We start from the raw sequence: 12,873 nt of genomic DNA on the forward strand, positions 1-12,873 counted from the left end.
GTTTTCTTTGATTCGAACCAGGACCGTGACGACAGGTAACTGCCATGATGAATCAGCTTTTTGGTAACTCCCTCCTCTTTGGTGGCAATGCGCCCTTTGTCGAGGAGTTGTACGAAAATTATCTCGACAATCCCGGTTCGGTTTCCGAACAATGGCGAGACTATTTCGACAAGCTGGCGCAACTGCCGGGTTACGTGGCTCGCGATGTGCCGCATCTGCCGGTGATCAACGCCTTTGCCGAACAGGCGAGGAAGGGTGGTTACCGCGCTGCCGCCGTGGCGCCGGTGGACGACAGGAAACAGGTGGGCATTCTGCAGATGATCACGTCCTACCGTTTCATCGGCGATCGCTGGGCCAACCTCGACCCGCTGAAGCGCACACCGCGTCCGGACGTGCCACAGCTCGACCCGACGTACTACGGTCTCACCGATGCCGACCTGAATACCGTGTTCAACGCGGGCTCTTTCAAGGGAACACCCGATCACGCCACCTTTGGCCAGATCTACGACGCCCTGAAGGCGACCTACTGCGGATCGATTGGCGTCGAGTACATGTATATCAGCACGGTCGCCGAAAAGCGATGGATCCAGGACCGTCTCGAACGCATCCATTCAAAGCCGAGCTACACCGCTGAAGAACGCACGCGGATGCTTGAGCGGCTCACCGCTGCCGAGACGCTCGAGCGCTATCTGCACACACGCTATGTCGGCCAGAAGCGCTTCTCGCTCGAAGGCGGGGAATCGTTGATCGTTTCCATGGATGAGCTGATTCGCGTTGCCGGTGCCGGTGGGGTCGACGAGATCGTTGTCGGCATGGCACATCGAGGGCGCCTCAACGTTCTGGTCAATACGCTCGGCAAAGAGCCGGCGATGCTGTTCGACGAATTCGAAGGCAAGAAGGCGCAGGATCTGACGGCCGGCGACGTCAAGTATCACATGGGCTATTCGTCCGATGTGTCCACGCCGGGCGGGCCTTGCCATCTGACTCTGGCCTTCAACCCCTCGCACCTCGAAATCGTCAACCCGGTGGTGGTCGGCTCGGTCTACTCTCGGCAGCGGCGTCGCGGCGAAAAGGGCAAGGACAAGGTGCTGGCTGTCCTGATTCACGGCGATGCAGCAGTCGCCGGTCAGGGGGTCAACCAGGAAACACTCAATTTCGGGCAGACGCGTGGCTACGGCGTCGGCGGGACCGTGCATATCGTGGTCAATAACCAGATCGGCTTCACCACTTCCGATCCGCGCGACTACCGCTCTTCGTTGTACTGCACGGACATCTTCAAGATGGCCGAAGCGCCGATCTTTCACGTCAATGGCGACGACCCGGAAGCGGTCGCGCTGGTGACCAGCATCGCTGTCGACTATCGCCGGACGTTCAAGAAGGATGTGGTGGTCGATATTGTCTGCTATCGCAAACTCGGCCACAACGAGCAGGACGAGCCGATGGTCACCCAGCCGCTGATGTACAAGAAGATTCAGCAACATCCGGGAACGCGCAAACTTTACGCCGACAAGCTGGTTGCCGAGGGCATCCTTTCGGTAGATGGGCCGGACCAGATCATCGCGGACTACCGGGCCCATCTCGATCGCGGCGAACTGCTGTATAACCCGGTGCTTGCCGGCTACAAGCACCCGATGACTATCGATTGGACTCCCTTCCTTTCGCCGACCTACATCGAGACTTGCGACACCAAGGTGCCGATCGCGGAGTTGCAGCGTCTGGCCGAGCGGCTGACGGCGATTCCTCCGAACTTCACGCTGCATAGCCGGGTCAGAAAGATCATCGACGATCGTCGGCAAATGGGTGAGGGCAAGCTCCCGGTCGACTGGGGAATGGCGGAAAACCTGGCCTACGCCTCGCTTCTCGTTTCCGGCTACGGGGTTCGCGTTTCGGGTGAGGATGTGGGTCGCAGCACTTTCTTCCATCGCCATGCGGCGCTGCACGACCAGAACCGAGAGCATTGGGACCAGGGAACCTATTACCCACTGGCGCATCTGCAGGAACGGCAGGGGGGGTTCCAGTGCTTCGACTCGGTGTTGTCGGAGGAAGCGGTTCTTGCCTTCGAGTATGGCTACACTTCGGCCAATCCCCACGAACTGGTCGTCTGGGAAGCGCAGTTCGGCGATTTCGCCAACGGTGCGCAGGTCGTCATCGACCAGTTCATTGCCTCGGGTGAGGCCAAGTGGGGTCGCGCCAGCGGACTGGTACTGCTGCTGCCGCACGGCTACGAAGGACAGGGGCCCGAGCACTCGTCGGCGCGCATCGAGCGTTACATGCAGTTGTGCGCCGAAATGAACATGGAGGTCTGCCAACCGTCGACGCCGGCGCAGGTCTTCCACATGCTGCGCCGCCAGGCGGTGCGCAATCAACGCAAGCCCTTGATCGTCTTTTCGCCGAAGTCGTTGCTGCGCCACAAAGATGCGACGTCGACGCTGGAAGAACTGAGCGAAGGCGAGTTTCGGCGCGTCATCGGCGAAGTCGATCCGATCAATGCGAAGAAAGTGACCCGTGTGATCTTCTGCTCCGGCAAGGTCTACTACGAACTGATCGCGGCGCGGCAGGAGAAAAAGGTTTCGCACATTGCGATCGCCCGTCTCGAGCAGTTCTATCCGTTCCCGCAGGAGTCTTTCCAGGAAGAGCTGGCGAAGTACCCGAAGGCGACCGAGGTCGTCTGGTGCCAGGAAGAACCGCGCAATCAGGGGGCTTGGTACTGGATCGCCTCGCGCCAGCACCTCTCGCGCTCGCTCAGCGACAAGCAGCATCTGCTGCTCGTCTCGCGGCCGGCGTCGGCTTCCCCGGCTGTCGGCTATTACAGCAAGCACAATGCCCAACAGAAGGCTCTGATCGACTCCGCGTTCGGTGAGATCGAGTACTACAAACCAGCCTAGAACGGAGTGAACATGATCATCGACGTCAAAGTTCCACAGCTTTCCGAATCGGTCGCCGAAGCGACCCTGGTCTCGTGGCACAAACAGGCTGGCCAAGCCGTGGCGCGGGATGAAAACCTGATCGACATCGAGACCGACAAGGTCGTCCTCGAACTGCCTGCGCCGGATGCCGGTGTGCTGGTGGAAATCGTCAAGGGTGACGGTGATACGGTCGTCTCGGGTGAGGTCATCGCGCGCATCGACACCGCGGCGCAGGCCGGTGCCGTCGCCGCGCCGCCGGCCAAGCCGGCCATCGCGAAAGCGGAAGGCGTGGTGGCAGCGGCCGCCACGGCCGGCGCTTTTGCCCTGCCGGCGGCGCGCAAGATCCTTGAGGAGAAAGGCGTTGCCGTCACCGATGTGGTCGGCAGTGGCCGTGGTGGCCGGGTCACCAAGTCCGATGCGCTGGCGGCACAGCCGCCGGTTGCCAAACCGGCGGCTGCGGCGCCGGTCGTCGCGCCGCCGGTGGCGGGGCAGCCGGCGCTGGCGCCGGCGCCGGCCGTTGCGGTGCCCTTGGGCGATCGTCCGGAACAGCGTGTGCCGATGTCACGCTTGCGCGCCCGTGTCGCCGAACGGCTGTTGCAGTCGCAGGCGACCAATGCGATCCTGACCACTTTCAACGAAGTGAACATGGGCCCGATCATGGCGCTGCGTAAGCAGTACGCCGAACGCTTCGAGAAGGCGCACGGTGTTCGCCTCGGTTTCATGGGCTTCTTCGTCAAGGCGGCCGTGGCTGCCTTGCAGAAGTTTCCGGTGATCAACGCTTCGGTCGACGGCAATGACATCGTGTATCACGGCTACATCGACATCGGGATTGCCGTCGGCAGTCCGCGCGGCTTGGTCGTGCCCATCCTGCGCGATGCCGACCAGATGAGCATCGCCGACATCGAGAAGAAGATCGGCGAATTCGGCGCCAAAGCCAAGGACGGCAAGCTGTCGATGGAGGAGCTGACTGGCGGCACATTTTCGATCTCGAACGGCGGCGTTTTCGGTTCGATGTTGTCAACGCCGATCATCAACCCGCCGCAGTCGGCGATTCTCGGCATCCACGCCACCAAGGACCGGCCGGTGGTCGAAAATGGCCAGATCGTCATCCGTCCGATCAACTACCTGGCAATGTCCTACGACCACCGCATCATCGACGGTCGCGAGGCGGTACTCGGCCTGGTGACGATGAAAGAGGCGCTGGAAGATCCGGCCCGCCTCCTGCTCGGCGTTTAACCACTCGGATCCGAGGCACGGAGACGTGGAGGATTCGTTCCGTGAGAGATCCGGGTCTGCGTGTCTCTGCGGTCAGAAAGGGAAGAAATATCATGTCCAAGCAATTTGACGTTCTCGTTGTCGGAGCCGGCCCAGGTGGCTATGTCGCGGCCATCCGGGCGGCGCAACTCGGGTTTCAGGTCGCCTGCTGCGAATCGAACCCTTACGCCGACCCCAAAGGCGAACCGCGTCTCGGCGGCACCTGTCTCAACGTCGGTTGCATTCCTTCGAAGGCATTGCTGCACACCTCGCATCTCTTCGAGGAAGTGGGGCACAATTTTGCCGAACAGGGGATTTGTGTCGGTGCTCCGATCATCGATGTGGCGCGGATGACCGGCCGCAAGAACGCCATCGTCAAGCAGTTGACCAGCGGCATCAAGAGCCTGTTCAAGAAGAACAAGATCACCCTGCTCAACGGGCACGGCGCCTTCGTCGGCCGCAAGAGTTCCGGCGAAGGCGAGGTGTGGCAGTTCCGAGTCGGCCAGGAACTTGTCGAGGCGAAGCAAGTGATTGTCGCTACTGGCTCGAAGGCGCGTCACCTGCCCGGTGTGCCGGTGGACAACGAGATCGTTTGTGACAACGTCGGTGCGCTGGACATCGACGCGGTACCGAAAAGACTTGCCGTCATCGGTGCCGGCGTCATTGGTCTCGAAATGGGTAGCGTCTGGCGTCGCCTGGGTTCCGAAGTGACGATTCTCGAGGCTCTGCCGGAGTTTCTTTCGGTGGCCGATGTCGATGTCGCCAAGGAGGCGGCCAAGGTATTCGCCAAGCAGGGACTGAAGATCATCACCGGTATCGAAATCGGCGACGTCAAAGTTTCCCAGAAAGGCGTCTCGATCGACTACGCCGACAAGGACGGCAACCCGCAGAAGCTCGATGCCGATCGTCTGATCGTCTCGATCGGTCGCATCCCGAACACCGATGGCCTGAATGCCGACAAAGTCGGCCTGCAGCTCAACGAGCGCGGGCAGATCGAGGTCGATGCGCATTGCCGGACCAACCTGCCTGGCGTGTGGGCGGTCGGCGATGTCGTGGCCGGGCCGATGCTGGCGCACAAAGCGATGGAGGAAGGCGTGATGGTTGCCGAAATGATGGCTGGCCAGTCCGGTCATTGCAACTTCGACACCATTCCCTGGGTGATCTATACCAGTCCCGAGATTGCCTGGGTGGGCAAGACCGAGCAACAACTGAAGTCAGCCGGTGTCGCCTACAAGGTTGGCAAGATTCCTTTCGCCGCCAATGGCCGCGCTCTGGGCATGGGCGACCCGACCGGCTTCGTCAAGCTGCTGGCCTGCGCCGAAACCGACCGCATTCTCGGCCTGCACATCATCGGCGCCAACGCCTCGGAACTGATCTCGGAAGGGGTGGTGGCGATGGAGTTCGGTGCCGCTTCCGAAGATCTGGCGCGTATCTGCCACGCGCACCCGACGCTCTCGGAAGTCGTCCATGAAGCGGCTCTGGCCTGCGACAAGCGGCCCCTGCACTTCTAGGCGGCGAGCCCACCGCAAGACGCCGGCTGTTGAATTCGAGTTGGATCGGACGCCGGCGGACGACTCACGTCAGAGCGGCGGCATGACGAGTGAGCCGTCAATCTTTCTGGCTGGAAACAGTCAGCCCCTGGGCGGCGCCCGCTGGACCCGGGGGAAAGGTTTTCAGCGGACGTCGCTGCGCCCGACAAGGACGACGGTTTTGCATTTTGCCGGTGACTTGTCGATGGCCGCTCGCGCCGATCTCAGCCGACGGCGCGCCTTTTCGCCACGCTAGTCGCCGCAGAAAGGGTTGCTGCGGCGCTCGGCACCGAAGGTCGACATCGGCCCGTGGCCGGGAATGAAGGCGACATCGCTGCCGAGTGGCCAGAGGCGTTGCTGGATAGACGAAATCAGCGTGTCGAAGTCGCCCTTGGGGAAGTCGGTGCGGCCGATCGAGCCCTGAAACAGGACATCGCCGACGACCGCCAAGCGCCCCGGCTGGTAGAAGAACACCACGTGCCCCGGCGTATGCCCGGGGCAGTGCAGGACGTCCAGTTCGACCTTGCCGAAACTCACCTTGTCGCCTTGCTCAAGCCAACGGTCGGGAGTGAAAGCGCGCACGTTGGCGAAGCCGAACATCTTGCTCTGTGCCGGCATCCCGTCGATCCAGAATTTGTCCTCGCGCTGTGGGCCTTCGATCGGCAGCGACAGGCGTTCAGCCAGGTCGGCGACTGCACCGGCATGGTCGATATGCCCGTGGGTAACCAGGATCTTCTCCAATGTCACCCCGTTCGCTTCGACCACGCGCAGGATGCGCGACAGGTCGCCGCCGGGATCGACGACCGCACCGAGCCGGCTCTGTTCGCACCACAGCAGGCTGCAGTTCTGTTCGAAGGGTGTGACCGGGATGATCTGGTATTTCATGGTTTGCGTTTCGGCCGGGGTCGATTCGGAAGAGCCCGAAGTATAACAGAGCGGCGCCGTCGACCACCGCCGCGGGTGTCGGAGCAAATCCCGGCCTCCCCGCGGTGGCCGGCCAGCGGATCATGGGGCGTCCGGCGGCGGCCGCCTTTCCCGACGCTGCGGGGTCACTTCAGCGCCGACAGAGGTGCCCCATAGTTGATGTGAAAGGCCTGACCGTCAACGACCAGCGCGGGAACGGACTGGACGCCGAGTCTTTCGGCCTCGGCCACGCGTGCCGTATCTTGCCCCAGGTGGACCACTTCGACCTCGTAGCGCGCGGGATCGAGAGCCCCGATAAACTGCTGCTCGGCAGCGACACAGACCGGGCAACCGGCATGAAAGAAAATGGCTTGGCTCATGGCGTTCTCCTTTGAGTAAATGAGCTATATGTATCGAGTCGATACATATAGAACTGTAGCGCTTGGCCGACCGGCTTGTCAAGGCACGCTTCGAGACGATACATTAGCGTTATGACTCCGACCGTGTTCGTCTTCGAACGTCTGGCCGCGCTGATCCACCAACTGGTGCGCGACGACGCGGCACATCACGGGTTACTGCCGGTGCATCGGCAAGTCCTCGGCTATCTGGCGCAGGCCAATCGTTACAGTGACCTCCCGATCGCCGTGGCGGACTACCTTGGCATCACCCGCGGGACCGTTTCTCAAACGCTGGCTGTTCTCGAACGGAAAGGGCTGATCGTCAGAAAAGCCGACGAGCGGCACGGCAAGCGCGTTCACCTCCGTCTGAGTGCGGCCGGCGAAGCGGTTTTGCAGGCCGGTTGGCCGTGCCGGCTCGAACAGGTTCTGGCGGCGTCCGGGGTAGACCCGCAGACCTTCGAAAAGGAACTGCGCGGAGTGCTGAATGCTTTGCAGCGTTTGAACGGCAATCAGGCTTTCGGGCAGTGCCGGTACTGCGCACATTTTCTCGCGGCCGACGGTGAGCAGCACTGCGGACTGACGGGCGAAACCCTGGCCACCGAGCAGACGATCAAGATCTGTCGCGAATGGACCGCGCCCCAGACCGCGGCCGGCATCACCGTAGACACCTGAGGCCACGCATGTCGGCCGAGTCCCGTGGCGGCGCGCGTCGGTGCCTTCCGTTGGCCGCCCTTCTGGCCTTGAGCCTCGCCAATGGCGCTGCTGCGCAGAGCCCAGGGCAGGTCGAAGTAGTGCTCGACGGCGAACTTTATGTCGTACGTGCCAGCGCACAGGTGGCAGCCGACCAGCGCGTCGTCTGGGAGACCTTGACCGATTATGGGCGTTTGCGAGAGTTCGTCCCCGGCGTGACGCAGGCACGTGTTCTTTGGCGCAGCGGCAACCATCTCACGATCGAGCAGATTGGCGTGTTTTCGGTGGTCGTGCTGGACCTTCCGGTCAAGCTTCGCCTGGCCGTCCAGCACACACCCTATACCAATGTCCTGGCACGTCTGGTAACGGCGCCGCTGGAGGTTGGCGAGTCGACGCTGCGCAGCTTTACCGGTCGCTACAGTCTGACCCCGATCATTCTGCCGCAGGGTCCCGGGGTGCGCCTGGACTACGACGCGAGCTTCGCGTTGGCGCAGCCGCTGCCGCCGATCATCGGTTCCCTGTTCGGCATCCATGCCGTGCGGCGCACCATGCACGAACAGTTCGGTGCCATGCTGCGCGAGATCGAGCGGCGCCAGGCGGCGGCCGGAGAGCGCGACGGGTGAGGCGCTGGTGGTCGCCGCTGCTCACCTGCCTGGCACTCGCCGGCTGCCTCGCTATGGATCCCTATGCGGCGTTGCCCATTGCCCAGTACCTGCCACGTGACGACCCGGTCGGCGATTGCGCGCGCTTGTTTCGGCACAGCGACGCGCTGATTGAGGCGGCTGACACGCGCGACGTCCAAACGCCGCGCGTGTCGGGTTTTCCCTATCTGCGCGTCGATCGCACGTTGGCTGCCCTGGCGCCGCAAACGGCTGTCGAGCCGCACCAGGCAGCGGCCTGGCGGGACGCGTTGGCGGCGCTTGACGAGTCGTCGCGGCGCCTCGAGTTGCGAAACGCCGGTCACGAAGACGCGGCCACTGGCCAGGCGCTGGACGATTGCCGGCGCCGACTGGCGACAGCCGATCTCCAACAACTGCCGGTGCTACGCGACGCCGCGCAGGTGCCCGACGACTACTCGTTGACGGCACGCGTGCTGGGTCTCTATCCGCTGACCCGTTACGTCTTTGCGGCCGGAATCCGGCGTTGGCAGCACGGCACGCTGGCCGACTTCGTTGCCCATTCCGATGCCGATCCATGGGCCGATCGGCGACGCCGGCGCTACGTCGCCGGTCCGTCGCCGGCCACCCTGCCGACGCCGGGCAGCGCGCCGGAACTGGGTCTGCCGGATGTTGCACCGGCTGACCTGGCCGCTCTGCTTACCCGCCACGCGCCCGTCCTGGCGATCGAAACCGCCAGCGACGACGATCGGCCGGGGGCGCTCGTCTGGCGACCGGAAGCGGGACGCTTGCGGATCGATGTTGCCGTCGACCGGCCGGTGCTCTACGTGCGCCGCGGCTACACCCGCATCGGGGAGCGCTGGCTGCTGCAGCTCAGCTACACCACCTGGTTTGCCGCCCGCCCGTCGATGTCGCCGATCGACCTCCTCGCCGGTCGGCTCGACGGACTGCTGTGGCGTGTCACTTTGGCCGAAGATGGCAGTGCGCTGGTCTACGATACGATCCATCCCTGTGGCTGTTATCATCTCTTCCTGCCGACTGAGCGACTGTCGGTGCGGCGACAGCCCGAAACCCTGGACGAAGGTCTTTTCGTGCCGCAGACGATGCGTTCGCCGGCGGCCGATGAACGCATCGTCCTGAAAGTCGCCGCCGGGTCGCATTACCTCCAGCGAGTGGATATCGAGACCGCGCCTGGCAATGAGTCTCTCGCGCTGGAATTGCGCGACGACGATGAACTGCGTTCTCTGCCGCTGCCCGGTGGCGGACGGCGAAGCGCTTTCGGGGCGGATGGGTTGATCGCCGGCAGTGAGCGCCTCGAGCGTTATTTCTTCTGGCCGATGGGTATTGCCAGTGCCGGCCAGATGCGACAATGGGGGCGCCACGCGACAGCATTTGTCGGGCGGCGCCATTTCGACGACCCGTTGCTTTTCGATCGCTACTTCCAGCTTCCGCCGTGAATCGCCAGCCAGCCGCCAACCGCCCGACTTCCCCATGAAGCTCCGGGTTGCCACCTACAACATTCACAAAGGCGTCACCGGCATTCGCGGGCGGCCACGCATCCACGACGTTCGCCTGGCGCTCGATGCGATCGACGCCGACATCGTCTTTCTGCAGGAAGTCCAGGACCGCAACGAGCGGCTCGCCCATCACCCTGGCTACCCCTTCGGCACGCAGCTCGACTTTCTGGCCAGCGGCGCTTACGCCCATCGCGCCTATGGCATGAACGCGGTCTACCCGCACGGCCATCACGGCAACGCGATCCTTTCGCGGCACCGCATCACTGGTTCGACCAATCACGACATCTCGGACCATGCGCTCGAAAAGCGTGGCCTGCTGCACGCGGTGACGCATCTCGGGCGCGGCCGCGGTAGAGAGGTGCACCTGATCTGTGTGCATCTTGGGCTGATCAAGCGCAGCCGTGTCCGTCAGGCGACCTTCCTCGCCGAATTCGTCCAGCGCGAGGTGCCGGCCAGCGCACCGCTGATCATTGCCGGCGATTTCAACGATTGGCAGCAGCGCGTCGATGGCCTGTTGCGCGACCGGCTCGGCGTCGAGGAAGTTGCCGTCGCCGCCAGTTCGGCACCTGCCGAAGGCGGTCTGCTCGATCGCCTGCTGTCCTGGCGGCCGGCCGGTAATGGACAATCCGGTGTCTCGCGTACCTTCCCGAGCTTCGCTCCTTGGTTGACGCTTGACCGCATCTATGTGCGTGGATTTACGGTGCTCGATATGCAGGTGCCGCAGGGTCTGGCCTGGGCGCGCTGCTCCGACCACGCGCCGCTGATCGCCGAACTGGAACTGGGCGCCGCGCCGCGCCGCGCGCGAAGCAAGCTCCGGGCAACGACTACAGACGGCACGCCACCCACCGCCTGATCGGCGGCTCGAGGCGGCGTCGCGCCCAGCCGCTACACCGCGTCCGCCTTTCGGTCAGTGCTCGCGGGCGATCGGCGGGTACGGTTGCGTCGTCGATCATCGACCCGGTGGGCGGCCGGAAGCGCTTTATAATGATGGTCAGCGCCGCGTCGTAGCGGCGGCACTTCGGTCGGCGGACTTGCGGCCGTTTTTCTCTGACCCGGCACCCCAACGGCACCATCATTGAGTTTCCTTCTTGACCCCTGATCCGCTTGCGCGTGCACGCGCCATCGGCTTCGTCTGCATCGTCGCCTCGGCAGCAGGTTTTGGTGCCATGCCGATCTTTGCCAAACTGGCCTACGCCGAAGGGGTCGACCTGCCCAGCATGCTGTTCCTGCGCTTCGCTCTGGCCGGCGGGACGATGGCCGTGGTCATGCAATGGCGCGCCATGCCGTGGCCGCGCGGCGGCAACCTGCTTGCCCTGGTGGCGATGGGCGGGGTGGGCTATCTCGGACAGTCGTTCTGCTATTTCGCGTCGCTGCAGCACGCGACCGCGGGTTTGACGGCGCTGCTGCTCTATCTGTATCCGGCGATCGTCACCGTGCTCTCTGCCGCCCTGGCGCGCCGGCGGCTGTCAGCGCTGCGCCTGTTGGCCGTCGCGGCCGCGTTGCTGGGCACCGGGCTGGCCGTCGGCGGCAGTCTCGAGGGCAGCGCACTCGGCATTCTGTTCGGCGTTTGTGCGGCGCTGATCTACTCGATCTACATTCTGGTCGGCGAGCGCGTCACGCCGATTGCCGGGGCGATACCGTCGGCGACGGTGATCATGCTCTCGGCGGCGCTCTCCTACGGCTTGATCGTTCTCTGGCGGGGGCCGGCTTTCCCGGGGTCGCCGGCGGCCTGGGCGGCGGTCGGCGGCATCGCGCTGTTTTCGACCGTGGTTGCCATGATCACCTTCTTTGCCGGTATGGCGCGCCTCGGCGCGGCTGACGCAGCGACCCTGTCGACCCTCGAACCGGTGGTGACCGTCGTGCTGGCGGCGGTTTTTCTCACCGAGGCGGTCGGTGGCTGGCAGATCGCCGGCGGCGTGATCATTCTCGCTGCCGTGATCGTGCTGGCGCGCTCCGGCGAGGTCAGGAAGCCGGACGGCTGAGTCCAGCCACGCTCGCCAGCGCAAACTTCAAGAGTTCCTCGACCACCGCCTGCGGCTGCTCGTTCATCATCGCATGGCCGCAGTCGTCGATGTCGACCCGCTGTACCTGACGCAGCGCCGACTGCAGCGGCGGCAGATTGCGGCGCGGCGTCATCCGATCGCGGCGAGCGACCAGCAACAGCGTCGGGCAGGCCACCGCGGCCGCGGCGGCCAGGCCGTTCTGGTAGTGCTGGCAATTGGCCAGATCGATCGCCAGCACGCCGGGCGGGCTGCGGCGCATGATGGCCAGCGTCAGTCCCGGACCCCAGATGCCGTGCCCGCCGCCGCCGGTGAGCTGGAAGCGCGGTGTCAGCGAGTATTCCGTCATCAGCCGCAGGACGCTGTCCGGATCGTTGCTGGCCCGGCCGAGCAGGGTATCGGCCACCGGCATCGGCACCGACGAGCCGAGCAGCGCCAGCCCGCCGACGCGTTGTGGGTGGCGCGCCGCGCACTCCAGAGTGACCAGCGAACCCATCGAGTGGCCGACCAGCAGAGCCTGCTCGACGCCGAGCGCGTCGAGCAGCGACGGCAGCCAGTCGGCGATCGCCTCGATGCTGCGCAAGGCCGGTCCGCCCGAGAGGCCGTGGCCGGGCAGGTCGGGTACCAGAGCGGCGGCGCCCGTGGCGCGCAAACTGCCGGCGACCGTCAGCCAGGCGTCGCCGTCATTGGCGGCGCCGTGTACCAGAACGAACGGCAGACGCGAGGTGGAGGGAGCGAAGCTCCGGCCGCCGCAGGCGATGTGGCAGCGCTGCCCGGCCACCGTCAATTCCATGGCTTGCCTTGGTTTGTCGCCATGCGTTGCCGACAATCAGGCCAGGACATCGGGTGCGAGCAAGTGCTCGAGGTGGGCGATACGATCCTTGAGCAACAGTTTGCGCTTCTTGAGCCGGCGAATCAGAAGGTCGTCGGGCGGTGGGTTGATGAGCAGGTGATCGATCACCTGATCGAGGTCGCGGTGCTCGATGTGCAACTCGTAAAGGGTGGCACGGGTGTCGGCGATCTGTTCTTCGGTGAGCATGATTGGCGATATCCACAGGT

12 protein-coding genes are annotated in these 12,873 nt (G+C 64.1%); 8 read left to right on the forward strand and 4 right to left on the reverse strand.

Annotation, left to right across the window (positions count from 1 at the left end; translation table 11 throughout):
- Positions 1–44 precede the first annotated feature (44 nt).
- From Q1M07_RS17320 to lpdA, 3 genes are all read left to right on the forward strand, one after another.
- Positions 45–2,885 (forward strand): 2-oxoglutarate dehydrogenase E1 component, encoded by a 2,841-nt coding sequence (locus tag Q1M07_RS17320; RefSeq protein WP_300455954.1) that lies wholly within the window; start codon positions 45–47, stop codon positions 2,883–2,885.
- A gap of 12 nt (positions 2,886–2,897) precedes the next feature.
- Positions 2,898–4,142, forward strand: coding sequence for a 2-oxoglutarate dehydrogenase complex dihydrolipoyllysine-residue succinyltransferase (odhB, locus tag Q1M07_RS17325; RefSeq protein WP_300455957.1), 1,245 nt, complete (start codon positions 2,898–2,900; stop codon positions 4,140–4,142).
- Between the two features lie 92 nt (positions 4,143–4,234).
- Positions 4,235–5,671, forward strand: coding sequence for a dihydrolipoyl dehydrogenase (gene lpdA / locus Q1M07_RS17330; protein WP_300455959.1), 1,437 nt, complete (start codon positions 4,235–4,237; stop codon positions 5,669–5,671).
- A 270-nt stretch (positions 5,672–5,941) separates the two neighbouring features.
- Here lpdA and Q1M07_RS17335 read toward each other — a convergent pair whose 3' ends face one another.
- Both Q1M07_RS17335 and Q1M07_RS17340 read right to left on the reverse strand, forming a co-directional pair.
- On the reverse strand, positions 5,942–6,574 hold the full coding sequence (locus Q1M07_RS17335; protein ID WP_300455962.1) for an MBL fold metallo-hydrolase: 633 nt from the start codon (positions 6,572–6,574) through the stop codon (positions 5,942–5,944).
- 164 nt (positions 6,575–6,738) lie between these two features.
- Complete coding sequence (locus Q1M07_RS17340) at positions 6,739–6,993, reverse strand: thioredoxin family protein (RefSeq protein ID WP_300456039.1); 255 nt, start codon at positions 6,991–6,993, stop codon at positions 6,739–6,741.
- 90 nt (positions 6,994–7,083) lie between these two features.
- Here Q1M07_RS17340 and Q1M07_RS17345 point away from each other — a divergent pair, with 90 nt between their 5' ends.
- From Q1M07_RS17345 to Q1M07_RS17365, 5 genes are all read left to right on the forward strand, one after another.
- Positions 7,084–7,662 (forward strand): MarR family winged helix-turn-helix transcriptional regulator, encoded by a 579-nt coding sequence (locus Q1M07_RS17345; protein ID WP_300455965.1) that lies wholly within the window; start codon positions 7,084–7,086, stop codon positions 7,660–7,662.
- An 8-nt stretch (positions 7,663–7,670) separates the two neighbouring features.
- On the forward strand, positions 7,671–8,303 hold the full coding sequence (locus Q1M07_RS17350) for an SRPBCC family protein (RefSeq protein WP_300455968.1): 633 nt from the start codon (positions 7,671–7,673) through the stop codon (positions 8,301–8,303).
- Positions 8,300–9,754 (forward strand): hypothetical protein, encoded by a 1,455-nt coding sequence (locus Q1M07_RS17355; protein ID WP_300455971.1) that lies wholly within the window; start codon positions 8,300–8,302, stop codon positions 9,752–9,754. Before Q1M07_RS17350 ends, Q1M07_RS17355 begins: the two co-directional genes overlap by 4 nt.
- A 34-nt stretch (positions 9,755–9,788) precedes the next feature.
- Positions 9,789–10,667, forward strand: coding sequence for an endonuclease/exonuclease/phosphatase family protein (locus Q1M07_RS17360; protein ID WP_300455974.1), 879 nt, complete (start codon positions 9,789–9,791; stop codon positions 10,665–10,667).
- A gap of 235 nt (positions 10,668–10,902) precedes the next feature.
- Positions 10,903–11,796 carry a DMT family transporter gene (locus Q1M07_RS17365; RefSeq protein WP_300455977.1) on the forward strand — a complete coding sequence of 298 codons (894 nt, stop codon included), beginning with the start codon at positions 10,903–10,905 and terminating at the stop codon, positions 11,794–11,796.
- On the opposite strand, the gene Q1M07_RS17370 is transcribed toward Q1M07_RS17365, so the two are convergent.
- Together Q1M07_RS17370 and Q1M07_RS17375 are read right to left on the reverse strand one after the other, a co-directional pair.
- On the reverse strand, positions 11,777–12,607 hold the full coding sequence (locus Q1M07_RS17370) for an alpha/beta hydrolase (protein ID WP_300455980.1): 831 nt from the start codon (positions 12,605–12,607) through the stop codon (positions 11,777–11,779). The two genes, Q1M07_RS17365 and Q1M07_RS17370, sit on opposite strands and share 20 nt — an antisense overlap.
- A gap of 36 nt (positions 12,608–12,643) precedes the next feature.
- Positions 12,644–12,853 carry a DUF465 domain-containing protein gene (locus Q1M07_RS17375; RefSeq protein ID WP_300455983.1) on the reverse strand — a complete coding sequence of 70 codons (210 nt, stop codon included), beginning with the start codon at positions 12,851–12,853 and terminating at the stop codon, positions 12,644–12,646.
- Between the last annotated feature and the right edge of the window lie 20 nt (positions 12,854–12,873).

Source organism: Accumulibacter sp. (assembly GCF_029255285.1).
Lineage (GTDB): Bacteria > Pseudomonadota > Gammaproteobacteria > Burkholderiales > Rhodocyclaceae > Accumulibacter.